Origin of the sequence: Winogradskyella aquimaris (genome assembly GCF_042676105.1) — a bacterium.
Classification (GTDB): domain Bacteria; phylum Bacteroidota; class Bacteroidia; order Flavobacteriales; family Flavobacteriaceae; genus Winogradskyella; species Winogradskyella aquimaris.
The window spans coordinates 52311-68477 of record NZ_JBHTJQ010000001.1; the positions used below are offsets into that span (position 1 = coordinate 52311).

Genomic DNA, 16167 nt, shown 5'->3' on the forward strand with positions numbered 1-16167 from the left:
TAGATATTTAAAAGTCGATAAAAAGCAAAAAAATACGATAAAATGCATTATTTTCTTGTTTTGTAGATTTATTTGTTATATGTTTGACACAGCTTAACCTATTAACTGTTATCAGTTTCCCCAAATCTGGTAGCAATTATGAGAAGGGTGTACAAATGTGCACCCTTTTTTAATGCACTTCTATCTTTCTAGTAGACTGATATATTTAGGATTATCTCTATATTTTTTTTAGAATATTTATAAAAATAGTATCTTCAATCGCTTTATTTTAAATATAGTATACAATGAAAATTACAGCTCTACTATTTTCACTAATGTTCACATTTTGTATTTATGCCCAGGTTGGTGTTGGTACTACAACTCCAGACCCTTCGGCTGTATTAGACATTACGGCCACTAACCAAGGGGTTTTGGTTCCTCGTGTTGCATTAACAGATGTTGCGGATGCAACGGTACCAATTAATGCGCCAGCCACAGGCTTATTGATTTGGAATACCAATGGCGCAGTTACGGGTGGTAGTGGTGTTGGCTTTTACTTTTTTAACGGCGCTCAATGGGTAGCCATACAACAAGCACAAGTGGACGATGCCGATTTTTATGAGGAAGGTACAACGACAGCACCAGACGATATTAATGATGACATGTACACACAAGGGAATATTGGCATTGGGCAGGTCACTGCGGATTATAAGTTAGATATCACCGAAGACACTGGGCTCAAGGCTGTCGATATTTCTGTTACTGGAGATGTGGATGGCAATCGGGTAGCTATAGATAATAATATTTCAGGAACCCAAAATCCTGGTATTGCTAATCAAATATATGGTCTACGCAATACTATATTCTCTGGAGGAGGATTTGGAGTCTATGGAGTTGAGAATAGGCTGTCAGGTAATTATTCTTCACTGAAAAATACTGTTTCCAATGTCATTGATGGTGGAACGGGAAATCATTTTGGTATATCGAATAGCTTAAGTGGAAGTGATCCCACAACAAGCAATTTGCGTATTGGAGTTCAAAATCAGTTTAATTATAACGATCCATCTAATGGATCAGAACGAGGAATATCAACTATTTTCTCTGGAACTTCAACTGGTACTAAATATGGTGTCTTTAGTTCGTTTGAATTTACTTCTGATGCAACACTGTACGGGATGTTTAATAGAACAGATTTTTCAAGTGGAAATGGCTCTCAGTTTGGTGTTTACAATTTGTTATCATCAGAAGGTTCGGGTTTTCTTTATGGTGGGCATAATTATTTTAGAGGTTCAGGAACTGGTAACAATACAGGCTTATTTAATGGATTTGAAAGTTTAGGAGGTTCAGAATATTATGGTTTACACAATGAATTTTCAGGATCTTCAACAGTTGAAAGAGGGGTTTTCAATAATTTTGTGCAGTCAGATTCAGCCAATAGATATGGATTATACAATATATTTGATTCAACAGATTCACTAAGCCCAACTGACTATGGGGTCTTTACTATAATGACTGGGAATTCCACGTCTAATCAATATGGGATTTATCAAAGCATAGGGACCACTGGAGCCGGAACGCACTACGGATTTTTTAATCAATTAAATGGTGGTGGTGGACTTAAATTTGCCATTGAAAATGAAATCACAATTCCAAATTCAGCGGAGGGTACTGGTGTCCACAGTACGTTATCTGCTGCAACTAGTTCAGCTTCTGCAACAGGAAGTCATAATGAATTTTTGGGTTCCGCTTCAGAAATGACGGGTGTAAAAAATGAATTTTCAGGAAGTGAGGCTTTACAAACAAAAGGGGTCGATAATGATTTTTCCGGTTTTACTGTCACGGGAAGTAATAACTATGGATTATTTTCAATCTTTAACAATAATTCAAATGGCAGCCAATATGGTACTTACAATCAGTTTACAAGTGCGTTAGGAGAAATGTATGGTACTGCTAATTTGGTTTCAGGTGGCACTCAGCGATTTTATGGGCTTTATAACCAAGTAACGAGTACAGCAAGCTCAACAGAAGATAAATATGGAGTTTATAATGTCTTTGATTCCGCAGCTGGTGGTGCACATTATGGCGTCTATTCTTCAGTATTAAAGGCTGGAAGTTATGCAGGTTATTTTTTAGGTGACGTTTCTATTGGAACAACTGCAGTTAATACTTATATTTTACCGGATTCCGATGGTATAGCTGGCCAAATTATGCAAACTGATGGTGCAGGTAATGTGGATTGGGTGGATAATAATGATAATTCTACATTATCACTTGTTAGAGTTAATTTATCGAGTACTTATAATCAGTCTGCTACAGGTGCGACTTGGGTGAATATAGATTTTGATAATGAGATTTTTGATACTAATGCTGAGTTTAACACAGCAACAAATACCTTTACGGCAGCAAGTGCAGGATACTATCGAGTAAATGCAAGCTATCATACTACAGCACAATCAAATACGGGGTATTTTGGAATAGCAATATATGTTAATGGAACACTTTATGCTGAGTCAACTCATAACCATCATAATGTTGGTGATGTAATGCGTCAAGTAAATTGTTTAGTTGCTTTGGCAGTTTCCGATACAGTTGAAGTAAGAATAAGAGCTGAAAGCAATGCTGTAGATATTGATGGATTTGGTGGAAAAACGTTTATGGAAATAGAACAGGTTAAAAGAAACTAGTCAAAACTCTGCATATCAACCAGCTTTTTATAAGCGCCATTTTTGGCCAAAAGTTCTGAGTGGGTACCTTGCTCAACAATTTCTCCTTTTTGCATTACTACAATAAGATCTGCATTTTGGATGGTAGATAGCCTATGTGCAATAACGATGGACGTTCTATTTCTCATCATGTTCTCCAGAGCATCCTGTACCAAGCGTTCACTTTCTGTATCTAGTGCAGAAGTCGCTTCGTCTAAAATCATAATAGGTGGGTTTTTTAGTACGGCGCGTGCAATACTTAAGCGTTGTTTCTGTCCACCAGAAAGTTTATTGCCAGAATCTCCAATATTAGTATTTATGCCTTGAGGTAAATCTTTTACAAACTCCCAAGCATTAGCAATTTTTAAGGCTTCAATGATTTCTTCGTCATTAGCATCTTCTTTTCCTAAAAGTACATTATTCTTAATGGTATCATTGAATAAGATAGAATCTTGTGTTACAATTCCCATCAAGTTTCGTAACGAATGCTTTGTAAGCCCTTTTATATTTTCACCGTCAATAGAAATAGCACCATTATTAACATCATAAAAACGGGTGACTAAATTAGCAATGGTGCTTTTTCCACTTCCAGACTGACCGACCAGGGCAACACTTTTTCCTTTTGATACTGTAAGTGAAAAGTTTTTAAGTACTAAATCATCTTCGTATTTAAACGAGATGTTATTCAGTTTGATTTCTGACTTAAAATCGGTTTTGATTTTGGCGTTTGGGGCATCCGCCAAAGGTGATTCTGTATTTAAAATTTGTAGAACACGCTCGGCTGCTGCATTTCCTTTTTTAACACTATAACTCGCTTTACTTATAGCCTTCGCAGGTGTTAGAATGTTGTATGCCAATCCCATATAAACAATAAATAGACCAGCCTCTAAATCACCATCATTTAAAACCATTTGTCCACCATACCATAATAAAACCGAAATAACCAAGATTCCTAAAAATTCGCTCGTGGGTGATGCTAGGTTTTGTCGGTGAAGTAGGTTATTGGAGAATTTGTTAAAGCGACTGGTGGAATCGTTAAATTTATCACCAAAGATTTTTTGAGCGTTAAATCCTTTGATGACCTTAAGGCCACCCAAAGTCTCTTCAATAATGGATAATAACTGACCTTGCTCACTTTGGACTCTATCCGAGCGTTTTTTCAAACTTTTACCTATTCTCGAAATTATAAAGCCAGATACAGGAATAAAAATAAAAACAAATAATGTTAACTTGGCGCTAATAAGAAACATCGTTACAATAGTAAAAAGAATCATTAAAGGCTCTCTTACAATAAGCTCTAAAATAGAAAGAAATGACACTTGTATTTCCTGTACATCTGTTGTGATTCTAGCAATGGTGTCACCTTTGCGTTTCTCAGAAAAATAGGCGATAGGCAAATCAACAACTTTATCATAGAGTGCATTTCGAATGTCCTTCAAAACCCCATTTCTTAAAAAGGTAATAAAGTACATGGCTAAATAGCTGAATAGGTTCTTTAGTAAAAACATACTCACCACAAGGACAACCATAAAAATAAGAACGTCGTCGTGTCCTTCACTGGCTTTTTGGGTAACAAAATAGTTTAAATAACTTTCAAGATAGTCTTTAACATTTCCTATGCCTTCCCATGTTGGTTTAGTATTGATTTGTTTTGTTTTGTCAAACAAGACATTAAGCATTGGAAAAAGCGAAACCATGGCAAGTGTACCAAACAGCGCATAAAAAATATTACTTATGATATTTAAAACTGCGAAGCTTTTATAAGGTTTGGCAAAGCCAATGATCTGTTTAAAATAATTCATACATTATAAATTCATATCCTTAAGGATAGCATCAATCTTGCTTTCCAATAACTGCTCCGTTGCTGCAAAATCGGACACATTGGCAAGATCTGCATTAACGCTAATGTAGAATTTAATTTTTGGTTCTGTACCACTTGGTCTTAATGCGATTTTACTACCTTCTTCGGTGTAGTAAATTAATACATTAGATTTTGGTATATCTATAGTTGTTTCCTCTAGGGTTTGAAGATTTTTTGAAATGGATGTTTGATAATCCTCGATAAGTACTACTTTTTCTCCATTAATCTCTTTTAATGGGTTGTTTCTAGCCTCAATCATCATTTGTTTAATTTCTTCTGCACCTTCAATTCCTTTTTTAGTGAGAGACACCAAGCGTTCCTTAAAGAACCCATGTTCTACATATAAGTCAATTAATTTTTCATATAAAGTTTTTCCTTCTGCTTTGGCTTGTGCAGCTATTTCACATGCTAATAGAGTAGAGGTCACCGCATCTTTGTCTCTTACAAAATCACCAACCATAAAACCAAAGCTTTCTTCTCCACCACCAATAAAATCCAGTTTTGGAAAGTCTTTAATCATTTTAGCGATCCACTTAAAACCTGTTAATCCAATTTTACATTCCACATCAAAGGCATTGGCTAAAACAGACATCATTGGAGTGGATACTATTGTAGACCCTACAAACTGCTTTCCGTTGATTTTACCTTGGTTTTTCCATTGTTTTAAAAGGAAATCAGTCATTAAAATCATAGTTTGATTTCCGTTAAGAATCACCAATTCGTTATCAAGATTTCTAACGACAACACCCAATCGATCACAATCTGGATCTGTACCAATTACGATATCACCATCTACCTTATCTGCCAATTGCATAGCCATCTTTAAGGCTTCTGGCTCTTCAGGGTTGGGTGATACTACAGTTGGAAAATCACCGTTAGGGTCTTTTTGTTCTTCAACAATATTTACATTGGTATAACCAGCTCGCTTTAGTGTTTCTGGAATAGCAATGATGGATGTACCATGAAGTGAAGTAAAGACAATGTTTAAATTTTCTTTGGCTTTTGCTGATGTATTAAAACTTCCGTTTTTGATAGAAGCCTCAATGAAGACGTCATCGACATCCTTACCGATATATTGAATTAAATCTTGGTTCGCTTCAAACTTAATTTCGGCATAATCTAGTTTATTGATTTCTGCAATAATTTCTCCGTCCTGTGGAGGAACTAATTGTCCTCCATCTTGCCAATATACTTTATAGCCATTGTATTCTGGAGGATTATGAGATGCTGTTAATACAATACCACAGTGACAACCTAAATGTTTTAGTGTAAACGACAATTCGGGAGTTGGTCTTAAGTCTTCAAACAGATAGACTTTTATACCATTAGCTGAAAATACATCAGCCACAACTTTACCAAAAGTTTTACTGTTGTGTCTACAGTCGTACGCAATCGCTACTTTTATTTGTTCGCCCGAAAACACCTGATTTAAATAATTACTCAGGCCCTGGGTATTCTTACCGAGCGTATATTTATTTATACGGTTGGTGCCAAGTCCCATAATACCGCGCATACCACCAGTACCAAACTCTAAATTTTTATAGAAACTTTCTTCCAAGCCCTTTGGGTCAGAAGCAATCATATTTTTAATTTGGTCTTGTGTGTCTTGATCAAACGTTGGCGTTAACCAAGTGTTTACACGTTTGAGTATTTCAGGTTTTATATAAATCATGGCTAATAGTATTATGTCACAAATTTAAAAAATCTTAGGACGCATCAATTTATCTTGAACGATTATTATGCTTTAGCTTCAAGATTTAATGCTTCCTTAATGTAATAGCGTTTTTGTTGACTTTTAGTCCTCAGAATGAGTTCTCCTAAAAAGCCTGCAATGAATAATTGCGATCCTATGATCATAGTCGCTAAAGCGATATAAAACTGTGGTCTTTCTGTTATTAGTCGTCCTGTGGGATTAAAAAATAATTTGTCTAAACCTAAATAAAAGGCAAAGCCAAAACCGATGATAAACATAATCACACCAAGTGCACCGAACAGATGCATAGGACGTTTTCCAAAACGTGAGATAAACCAAATCGTTATCAAATCCAAAAAGCCATTGATGAAGCGATTCATTCCAAATTTTGTGTGACCGTACTTTCTGGGCTGGTGCTTAACGATTTTTTCACCAATCTTTATAAAACCAGCATTTTTGGCTAATACAGGAATATAACGATGCATTTCTCCGTATACTTCAATGTGTTTTACCACTACGTTGCTATAGGCTTTAAGTCCGCAATTAAAATCGTGTAGTTTTACTCCAGAAGTTCTCCTTGCCGCCCAATTAAAAAGTTTTGAAGGTATATTTTTAGAAATTACCGAGTCATAACGTTTCTTTTTCCATCCTGAAACCAATTCGTATTGATCCTGGGTTATCATCTTGAATAACGCTGGGATTTCATCAGGGTTATCCTGCAAATCGGCATCCATAGTTATAACAACATCACCTTTAGCTTGGGCAAAACCAGCATGTAAAGCTTGAGATTTGCCAAAATTTTTTAAAAATCGAATGCTTTTAACATTAGAATTTCGTTCAACGAGTTGAGAAATAACTTGCCACGAATTGTCAGTACTACCATCATCAATAAATAAAATCTCATAAGAAAACGAATTGGATTGCATCACAGATACAATCCAATCGTGTAATTCCTTTAAAGAATCCTCTTCGTTAAGTAGTGGTATTACTACTGATATATTCATATTTTGAATGGTCTAATTTTGTAGACTTCAAAAGTACGTAAATTATTTAAGCGTTAGTTGTCGCTTTTCATTACAAGACCAGCGATCAACGAAACAATAAGGCCGAATACCAGAGAACCAATAATAGACATTAAACTGAAAAAACCAGGATTCATAAACATACCGCTTATTTCCATGGCTTGGTCTACTTGAGCCTGTGTCATTTCTGGATTTTGTTCTGTCATTTGTTGGTATGCTGTTTCTTTCTGCATTTCTATAAATTCAGGATAAATAAACTCATAGTGCACATAAGAGTAGATAGCAGTAATTAGTCCGCCAACCACAGCAATGGCTAAACCCACTTTGATGGCCTGTCCAAGTGTTAAGGAATTTGCATTGGAGTGTTTGTATGCCTTTATTCCATATACGAGTACTAAAACTCCTAGTACAAAACTTGCTCCAGACAAAATCCAGCTTTTATCCAGGTTAGCAACATACATAATAATGAGTACGGCAATACTTATTAATGCTGAGTAAAGACCATATGTGTATGCAATCGGTTTAATGGGTGCAGTTTCATGTTCCATAATTTAGATGAGTTTTAAAGTTAATTGACAAGTTAGTACTCAAAGATACTAAATTGTTACACTAAAAAGGTGAAATAAAAATTCTTAAAAAGATTGTAGAATTACAAAATTTACTTAAATTTGCACCTCGAAAAAATCGAAATTATTTAAAGATATTAGTGATGAAAGCAGGAATACATCCAGAAAATTATAGAGTAGTAGCATTTAAAGATATGTCTAACGACGATGTGTTTTTAACTAAGTCTACCGCAGAGACAAATGAAACTATTGAGGTTGATGGTGTTGAATATCCATTAGTAAAATTGGAAATTTCTAGAACTTCTCATCCTTATTACACTGGTAAATCTAAATTAGTAGATACAGCTGGTCGTATTGATAAATTCAAAAACAAATACGCTAAGTTTAAAAAATAATCTTAGTTTACATATAAACGTTAAAAGCCTTTCTAAAAACAGAAAGGCTTTTTTGTTTTCTGTAATTCAATTACTTTTGATTAGTAACAGTGCTTTAGGTTCAATGATATATTTAACTTGCACTTAAAACTTCAAGCGTAGCATGAACTATATACTTTTTGACGGACCATACAGGGGCAACCTCTTACCCTTCACATATACAAGACCAGTTGCAGATATTAGAGTGGGTATACTAACGATTCGCCAGAAATGGGAATCATTTTTAGAATATACCACTACAACGGTTACTGAGGATTATTTGTCTGATAAGTTTCCAATGGTAGAAATGGAAGAGAATATCATGATTAATGCTTCTTTTTTGCCAAATTCTGAAGTTATAGAGGTGATTAAAAACTTAAGTGATAACCAAGCAGTATTTAAGGGGGAAGATGTTATTGCGTTTTTCACCAAAGAAGGTGATGAGGTCACTGACTTTTCAAGTTTTGAAGCCATTGAATTTGAGGGCGATATTTTAAAAATTGAAAATACTTGGGATATTTTTTCAAAAAATGGTGAGGCTATCGAAGAAGATTTTAATCTAATCACAAACGGGAGGAAATCTGAGCCAATTCCAGCAACGGTTAAAACCTTGAATCCTGAAAATATTTTTATTGAAAAAGGTGCAAAGCTTAATTTTGTAACACTAAACGCCAGTTCAGGTCCTATTTATATAGGTAGGGAAGCTGAAATTATGGAAGGATCTGTCGTTAGAGGACCTTTAGCGCTTTGTCATAATGCCACCCTAAAATTAGCAACTAAAATTTATGGACCAACTACAGTAGGACCACATAGTAAAGTGGGAGGAGAGGTTAATAATTCTGTAATTTTTGGTTTTACAAATAAAGGACACGATGGGTTTTTAGGGAACTCTGTATTGGGTGAATGGTGTAATATTGGTGCAGACTCTAACAATAGCAACCTAAAAAATAACTATGCAGAAGTACGATTATGGAATTACCAAACCGGTGGTTTTGCCAAAACTGGTTTACAGTTCTGTGGACTAATGATGGGTGACCACAGTAAATGTGGTATAAATACCATGTTTAATACTGGTACAGTTGTTGGTGTAAGTTCAAATATCTTTGGAAGTGGATTTCCTCGAAATTTTGTGCCGAGTTTTTCTTGGGGAGGTAGTAAAGGCTTCGTGACCTACAAAACCAATAAAGCTTTTGAAGTTGCCGAGGTAGTTATGGCGCGAAGAAATGAGGAGTTTACGGATAAGGACAAAGCCATTTTAGAACATGTTTTTGAAGAAACAAAACAGTACAGAAGAGAATAACAACACCTATTAACAAATGAAAGCCAAATTTACCCTATTTACAGTATTATTATGTTTTATTTTCGGATTTTCACAAAGTGAAGATGTTGAGATAAAAAAATTGAAAATCAATACCGATTTAGATCATTTTGCAGCACGAGTTGTAGGTGATAAGGTGTTTTTTAGCCACAATCTTACCACAAAAAGAGGTCGAGCCATTAAAGATAAGTACGATGGTTTTATTTACATTATGTATGAAGCTCCCTTAAGTGCTGATGGTGAAATTAAGGACGAAAAACCAATAACAAAAACGGAATTGGGTCGTTTTAATATGTCTTCGGCTACCTTTTCCAAGGATGGAAAGTATATGTACTTTACCACGAATCAAATCGATAAAGGCACCAACAAGCTAAAAGGTGTTGACACCTATAATTTACAAATACAACGTGCGGAATATGAAGAAGGTAAGGGGTGGACGAATTTTGAAACCTTACCATTTTGTGATCCAGATCATAACTATGCGCATCCAGCCTTAAGTCCAGATGGGAGTACCCTTTATTTTATTGCAGATGTAAAAGGTACTAAGGGGAAATCTGATTTATATAAAGTTTCTGTGTCTAACCATAGCACCTATGGAGAGGTGACAAGTTTGGGTGAAACCATCAATTCATCACGTACCGAAATTTTTCCGTTTGTGAGCGCAGATAACAAATTGTATTTCTCTTCTGACAGGAGAGGTGGAAAAGGCGGTTTGGATATATATGTTTATGATTTAGACACAAATGATGCCAAGCAAGAGCCAAAACCTTTAGAAGAGCCTATAAATAGTAGAGGCGATGATTTTTCCTTTTTCTTGAATGAGGATTTAACCACGGGTTATATTTCATCAAGACGCTATAAAGGCGAAGGTGGTGATGATTTGTATTATTTTGAGAAATTCTGATTTTTAAAGTATTAAATAGTTTATCAAATTACTAATCAATTTTCTTTACTTCTTTCAATTCCAATAAATTAGTAGCATTAATCCCTAGCCCTTTTATTTCTTTTCTGGTAAAACGTACCACTTCGTCATAAAACATTGGGACAATAGGTGCCGCACTCATGACCAAAGAATCCATTTTGGTATAAAGCTCAGCTCTGACTTCGGGATTGGTTTCCAAATAGGAAGCTTCGTACATATTATCAAATTCGCTATTAGAATAATGCGTATAATTGGGTCCATCTGGCGCAAAGTTCTTACTGTAATACAGTGATAAGTAATTTTCAGCATCGGGATAATCGGCAATCCAACTTGCTCTAAAAAAATCAAGTTGCCCATTAGCTTTTGCATCTTTTAAACTTGAAGCAGGAATCACATCGACATTGACACTGATTCCAATTTTTTGTATTTCACGTTGAATAAATTCACAAAAGCTCAGATAGTTGCTTGTTGTGGTTAAGGTCACTTCGGGATTTTGAATACCGGTTTCAGATTTAAATTCTAAGACCAACTGTTTTGCCTTTTCAGGTTGATAGGTAAAGCCTACAGAATCATCAAAACCTGGCAGGCCTTTAGGGATAAATCCTCCGGTGGCTGGTATGCCAATACCATTGCGTAAATAGGTAATCATTTTGGTTCTATCAAACCCAAGGTTAATAGCTTGTCTTAGTTTAAATGCCTGAATTTCTGTAACCTCGGTTTCCATAAAAAATGCCAGATACTCAGTGTTCAGGTATGGACCTCGGATCATATTAACATCATCAGCATATAGTTCCCTAAGCTTTCCTTCGGCTGTTAAAATTTCATCTTTGTATGATGCATCCAATCCCGATACAAAATCGATATTGCCTTGTGCAAACTGTAAAAACTCACTCTGTTTATCGGGTAAAAATGTAATGGCTACAGCTTCGAGATACGGTAATTGCTCACCTTTAGCATCTCTTTCAAAATAGTTGTTATGACGTCTAAAAACAAGCTTAATATTTTCTTCCCATCGTTTAAATTTAAAAGGACCCGTACCTATAGGATTCGACCTAAAATCACTACCATAATGGTCTACGATTTCCTTTGGTACTACCGAGCAATACTTCATGGTTAAAAGTCCTAAAAAAGCAGGAAATGCTTGTTTTAATTTTATTTGAAACGTGGAATCATTCAAAGCTGAATAGCTTTCAACTTTTTTAAGAACCCAACTTCCAGGTGAGGCCAGTTTTTCATCTTTCAACCTATTAAAGCTATATTCAAAATCTAAGGCGTTAACCGTTCTTGTTGAATCTTTACCAAATGCAAAATGCTTATGGAAATAAACATCTTTCCTAAGGTTAAACGTGTAAGTTTTGGCGCTATCAGAAACGTTCCAGTTTTTAGCTATACATGGCTTTACGTTAAGTTGGTCATCCATTTGTACCAAGCCATTAAACAATTGATGTGTAGCCCAGATATCCGCCAGATCTTTAGAAAATGCTGGATCTAGAGACCCTATATTTTTATGCTCATTATATCTAAACACCAGATGGTCTTTATTGGCGTTGTTTTTGGATGAACAAGAAAACAAGGCAACACATAAAAATAAGTGACTGAATAATAAGAATTTACTGAGTTTTTGCATCTAACTATTATGTTGTAAATTTGCAAACTTGGTAAAAATACAAGAATGAACCCAACAAAAAAAGTTGCATTTTACACTTTAGGTTGTAAGCTTAATTTTTCTGAAACTTCTACAATAGCAAGAAGTTTTAAAGATGAAGGTTTTAACCGTGTAGACTTTAGTGAGAAGGCAGACATTTATGTAATAAACACTTGTTCGGTTACGGAAAATGCAGATAAACGTTTTAAAACCATTGTAAAGCAAGCCCAAAAGGTAAACCCTGAGGCCTTTGTTGCTGCCATAGGATGTTATGCTCAGCTTAAACCTGAAGAACTAGCTGATGTGGATGGGGTGGATTTGGTACTTGGTGCAACCGAAAAGTTTAAGATTACGGATTATCTGAATGACTTAACCAAGAATGACTTTGGTGAAGTGCATAGCTGTGAGATTGCAGAAGCCGATTTTTATGTTGGAAGTTACTCTATTGGAGATAGAACAAGGGCGTTTTTAAAAGTGCAGGACGGCTGTGATTACAAGTGTACTTACTGTACCATTCCACTAGCAAGGGGGATTTCTCGTAGCGATACTATGGAAAATGTTCTTAAAAACGCCAGAGAGATTTCTGAGCAAGGTATTAAAGAAATCGTTTTGACAGGTGTAAATATTGGTGATTATGGTAAAGGAGAATTTGGCAATAAAAGACACGAGCATACTTTTTTGGATTTAGTTACAGAGTTAGATAAAGTAGAAGGTATTGAGCGTTTACGAATTTCCTCAATAGAGCCAAATTTATTGAAGAATGAAACAATAGAACTGGTATCAAAATCTAGAGCATTTGTACCCCATTTCCATGTGCCTTTGCAAAGTGGTAGCAACGATATTCTTAAGAAAATGAAACGTCGTTATATGCGGGAATTGTATGTAGATCGTGTTTCAAAAATAAAGGAAGTGATGCCGCATGCGTGCATTGGAGTGGATGTTATTGTTGGTTTTCCAGGTGAGACTGACGAAAACTTCTTAGAGACGTATAACTTTTTAAATGAACTAGATATTTCTTATCTGCATGTATTTACCTATTCTGAGCGAGATAATACCGAAGCTGCAGAAATGAATGGTGTAGTACCCAAAAATATAAGATCAAAGCGAAGTAAAATGCTTCGTGGCCTTTCGGCAAAAAAACGAAGAGCCTTTTATGAAAAGCAAGTAGGAACCACAAGAACCGTTTTGTTTGAAGGTGAAAACAAAGAAGGCTACATTCACGGCTTTACAGAGAACTATGTCAAAGTAAAAGCTCCTTGGAATCCAGAATTAGTGAATACATTACATAAAGTAGAGTTAACCAAAATTGATGATGACGGTTTGGTGAGATTTAATCTTGTCTCTCAATTGGAATTAAACCGAGCTTAATAAATTAGTATATTTGTTTATATTAATTTATAACAGAATGATTATGAAAAGGATACTGTATTTAGCTCTAATTTTTTTAGGATCATTTTTGGTAACGGATTGTAGTAAGGACGATCCTATTCCTGAACGTTTGGAGGTGACCATTAACAACCAAGACTTAGTTTTCAATTCCATCTTGGTGGATCGTCAAGGATCTAATAATAGTAGATATTTTACAGCAGTAATTAATTATAGTACAGGCAGAATTATAAATTTTTATGCTAACGTAGGGGACGAGGGCAGTGTACAAAATTTTACCTATACGATTCGCGGTAAGGTCTATAAGCAATTACAAGACAGCGATTTCCTCAATACGAATATTAGCGTAAATACCAACGCTCGATTTACCATGACGTTTTCAGGTGTACTTTCTTCATTTAATACTGTGACCGAATCTTATGAAACCATAGAACTCACTGATGGTTTTATGGATGTAGAATATTAAAAAACCCAAAGCAGTTTGCTCCGGGTTTTAATAGTTTTATTAAAAATTACAAATACAAAATTATATTCGAATACCAACGGGTAGCATTCTTTTGTATTTTCTATTGCTTCTTACAAATTTTGCAATCTCAGGGCTTGTTGGCACGACGCTGATATTTCTTTCTTTAATATCATCGAAAACCATTGCTAAAAACTCTTTTTCAAATTCCGCAGACTTTATAGATGCGGGAATAACCATTTTTGTTAAGAAGATCTTGCGCTCTTGCAGAGAATATTCAATAACGGCCATGTCGTTTTCAACCTTTAATTCATATTGACGCAGAAAGTCATTATCAATCAGTTCAGCAGTTTCTGTCATAATTTCCTTGTTTTATGTTAGCGGTTGGCAAGTAGATACTATAAATTATTATAGTTTTGCTGTGCAAAGGTACAAAAAATTGACGTAAATCTTAAGGCAAGGTTGTTAAAACGTTAAATTATAAGTCTTTAAAATGTCAAGTCGAAGACTTAGATTAATTTAAGAACGAAAAAGATAGAATATGCCCTCCCATATCACACATGTTTATTTAATGCCAGGAATGGCTGCAAGTCCAACTATTTTTGAATATATAAAATTACCAGAAGATAGGTATGAAATTCATTGGTTAGAGTGGCAAATGCCAGAAAAGGATGAAACTTTAGTTGCTTATGCTAAACGGATGTGTCAATTTATAAAACATGACAATGCCGTTTTGTTAGGCGTTTCTTTTGGTGGTATGTTGGTACAGGAAATGAGTAAGTTTTTGAAGCTTAAGAAACTCTTTGTGGTATCGAGTGTAAAATCGCACCATGAGTTACCAAAACGAATGAAAATATTAAAATATACCAAGGCGTATAAGATTTTACCAACGCAATTAGTGGGTAATATAGAGCTTTTGGCCAAGTATGCTTTTGGTGAAACCATTAAAAAACGTGTGGATCTATATAAAAAATATCTTTCTGTAAATGACAAAGTGTATTTAGATTGGGCTATAAAACAAGTAGTGTGCTGGGATCAGGAAGAACCGAATCCAGATGCTATTTATATTCATGGCGATAAGGATATCGTGTTCCCTCATTCATGTGGAGGCGATTGTATTGTGATCAAAGGTGGAACGCACATTATGATCATTAACAAGTATAAATGGTTTAATGAAAATTTGCCAAAACTTATAGAGTCGGGTACTTGAAAGAGTTCAGTAGATTACTTACATTTATAAAAAAATTATGAGAGGTATGAAGATTTTAAAAAATATATTGGCAGTAGTAGGTCTTGTATGTATGTCTGGATTATTTATTTTTTCTATGCAGAAAGCGCCTTCAGACGACACTATAGGAAAGGAAGAAACGTTAATAAACGATTATAATGTTTATGCATTGGAAATGCCTGAAGGTCTGAATTTTGCAGGTGAAAAGGTGCCTGTCGAAAATCCGGATATTTATGAGCGTATGGACAGGGAACTCTTAGTAAATACCTATTGGCAATCCAATGGTTTGCTGCTTTTTAAGCGCGCTCAGAAGTATTTTCCTATTATAGAACCTATTCTAGAGAAGAATGGAGTACCAGATGATTTCAAATACCTAGCGGTAATAGAAAGTGGATTAATACCTACAGCGGTATCACCTGCGGGTGCCAGAGGATTTTGGCAAATAATGAAGGCTACTGGTAGAGAAAACGGACTTGAAATTAATTCTAATGTCGATGAACGCTATAACATAGAAATGGCCACGGAGGTGGCTTGTAAATATTTAAAGAAAGCCAAAGAAGAGTTAGGGTCATGGACACTAGCTGCAGCTGCATATAATGCTGGTAATGCTGGTATATCTAGACGTTTAGAAGAGCAAGGAGTTAGTGATTATTATGATTTACTACTTGGTGAAGAAACAGGACGATATATTTTTAGAATTGTAGCTTTAAAAGAAATTTTAAATCATCCTTCTAAGTATGGATTCAACTTTAATACTAGTGACTTATACAAATATATCCCAACTTACAAAGTTGAAGTTGATACGGCTGTTACGGATTTTTCAGAATTTGCTAAGCGATTTGGTATAAATTATAAAATACTTAAGATTCATAATCCTTGGTTGCGAGAAGGACATCTTAACAATAAATCCCGAAAATTGTATACCATTGACATACCGAAAGAAGGGTATTATAATGTGCAACCATAGTA

14 protein-coding genes are annotated in these 16167 nt (G+C 35.2%); 8 read left to right on the forward strand and 6 right to left on the reverse strand.

Annotated features, from left to right (window positions below; translation table 11 throughout):
- Positions 1–284: 284 nt before the first annotated feature.
- Positions 285–2663, forward strand: a complete 2379-nt coding sequence (locus tag ACFQ1K_RS00215) for a hypothetical protein (protein WP_320556099.1) — start codon at positions 285–287, stop codon at positions 2661–2663.
- Here the strand turns inward: ACFQ1K_RS00215 and ACFQ1K_RS00220 are convergent.
- From ACFQ1K_RS00220 to ACFQ1K_RS00235, 4 genes are all read right to left on the reverse strand, one after another.
- Complete coding sequence (locus ACFQ1K_RS00220; RefSeq protein WP_320556100.1) at positions 2660–4483, reverse strand: ABC transporter ATP-binding protein; 1824 nt, start codon at positions 4481–4483, stop codon at positions 2660–2662. The genes ACFQ1K_RS00215 and ACFQ1K_RS00220 overlap by 4 nt on opposite strands.
- 3 nt (positions 4484–4486) lie before the next feature.
- The gene (locus ACFQ1K_RS00225) at positions 4487–6214 is read right to left on the reverse strand and encodes a phospho-sugar mutase (protein WP_320556101.1); all 1728 of its coding nucleotides are present in this window, start codon (positions 6212–6214) and stop codon (positions 4487–4489) included.
- Positions 6215–6279: 65 nt separating this feature from the next.
- The gene (locus ACFQ1K_RS00230) at positions 6280–7239 is read right to left on the reverse strand and encodes a glycosyltransferase family 2 protein (RefSeq protein WP_320556102.1); all 960 of its coding nucleotides are present in this window, start codon (positions 7237–7239) and stop codon (positions 6280–6282) included.
- A gap of 53 nt (positions 7240–7292) precedes the next feature.
- Complete coding sequence (locus tag ACFQ1K_RS00235; RefSeq protein WP_320556103.1) at positions 7293–7805, reverse strand: DUF4199 domain-containing protein; 513 nt, start codon at positions 7803–7805, stop codon at positions 7293–7295.
- Between the two features lie 161 nt (positions 7806–7966).
- Here ACFQ1K_RS00235 and ACFQ1K_RS00240 point away from each other — a divergent pair, with 161 nt between their 5' ends.
- The 3 genes from ACFQ1K_RS00240 (at position 7967) to ACFQ1K_RS00250 (ending at position 10458) form a co-directional block, all read left to right on the forward strand.
- Positions 7967–8218 (forward strand): type B 50S ribosomal protein L31, encoded by a 252-nt coding sequence (locus ACFQ1K_RS00240; RefSeq protein ID WP_243471464.1) that lies wholly within the window; start codon positions 7967–7969, stop codon positions 8216–8218.
- Positions 8219–8360: 142 nt separating this feature from the next.
- On the forward strand, positions 8361–9536 hold the full coding sequence (locus ACFQ1K_RS00245; protein WP_320556104.1) for a GlmU family protein: 1176 nt from the start codon (positions 8361–8363) through the stop codon (positions 9534–9536).
- Positions 9537–9552: 16 nt separating this feature from the next.
- Complete coding sequence (locus ACFQ1K_RS00250; RefSeq protein ID WP_320556105.1) at positions 9553–10458, forward strand: TolB family protein; 906 nt, start codon at positions 9553–9555, stop codon at positions 10456–10458.
- Between the two features lie 31 nt (positions 10459–10489).
- On the opposite strand, the gene ACFQ1K_RS00255 is transcribed toward ACFQ1K_RS00250, so the two are convergent.
- Positions 10490–12103, reverse strand: a complete 1614-nt coding sequence (locus ACFQ1K_RS00255) for an ABC transporter substrate-binding protein (RefSeq protein WP_320556106.1) — start codon at positions 12101–12103, stop codon at positions 10490–10492.
- A 45-nt stretch (positions 12104–12148) separates the two neighbouring features.
- Here ACFQ1K_RS00255 and mtaB point away from each other — a divergent pair, with 45 nt between their 5' ends.
- Positions 12149–13489: a tRNA (N(6)-L-threonylcarbamoyladenosine(37)-C(2))-methylthiotransferase MtaB gene (mtaB, locus tag ACFQ1K_RS00260; protein ID WP_320556107.1), complete on the forward strand. Its 1341-nt coding sequence runs from the start codon at positions 12149–12151 to the stop codon at positions 13487–13489.
- A 43-nt stretch (positions 13490–13532) separates the two neighbouring features.
- Positions 13533–13973 carry a hypothetical protein gene (locus ACFQ1K_RS00265; protein ID WP_320556108.1) on the forward strand — a complete coding sequence of 147 codons (441 nt, stop codon included), beginning with the start codon at positions 13533–13535 and terminating at the stop codon, positions 13971–13973.
- Positions 13974–14033: 60 nt separating this feature from the next.
- Here ACFQ1K_RS00265 and ACFQ1K_RS00270 read toward each other — a convergent pair whose 3' ends face one another.
- Complete coding sequence (locus ACFQ1K_RS00270) at positions 14034–14330, reverse strand: N-acetyltransferase (RefSeq protein WP_320556109.1); 297 nt, start codon at positions 14328–14330, stop codon at positions 14034–14036.
- Positions 14331–14511: 181 nt separating this feature from the next.
- Between ACFQ1K_RS00270 and ACFQ1K_RS00275 the strand changes: the two genes are divergently transcribed.
- Positions 14512–15180: an alpha/beta hydrolase gene (locus ACFQ1K_RS00275; RefSeq protein WP_320556110.1), complete on the forward strand. Its 669-nt coding sequence runs from the start codon at positions 14512–14514 to the stop codon at positions 15178–15180.
- A 46-nt stretch (positions 15181–15226) separates the two neighbouring features.
- Positions 15227–16165, forward strand: a complete 939-nt coding sequence (locus ACFQ1K_RS00280) for a lytic transglycosylase domain-containing protein (RefSeq protein ID WP_320556111.1) — start codon at positions 15227–15229, stop codon at positions 16163–16165.
- Positions 16166–16167 lie beyond the last annotated feature (2 nt).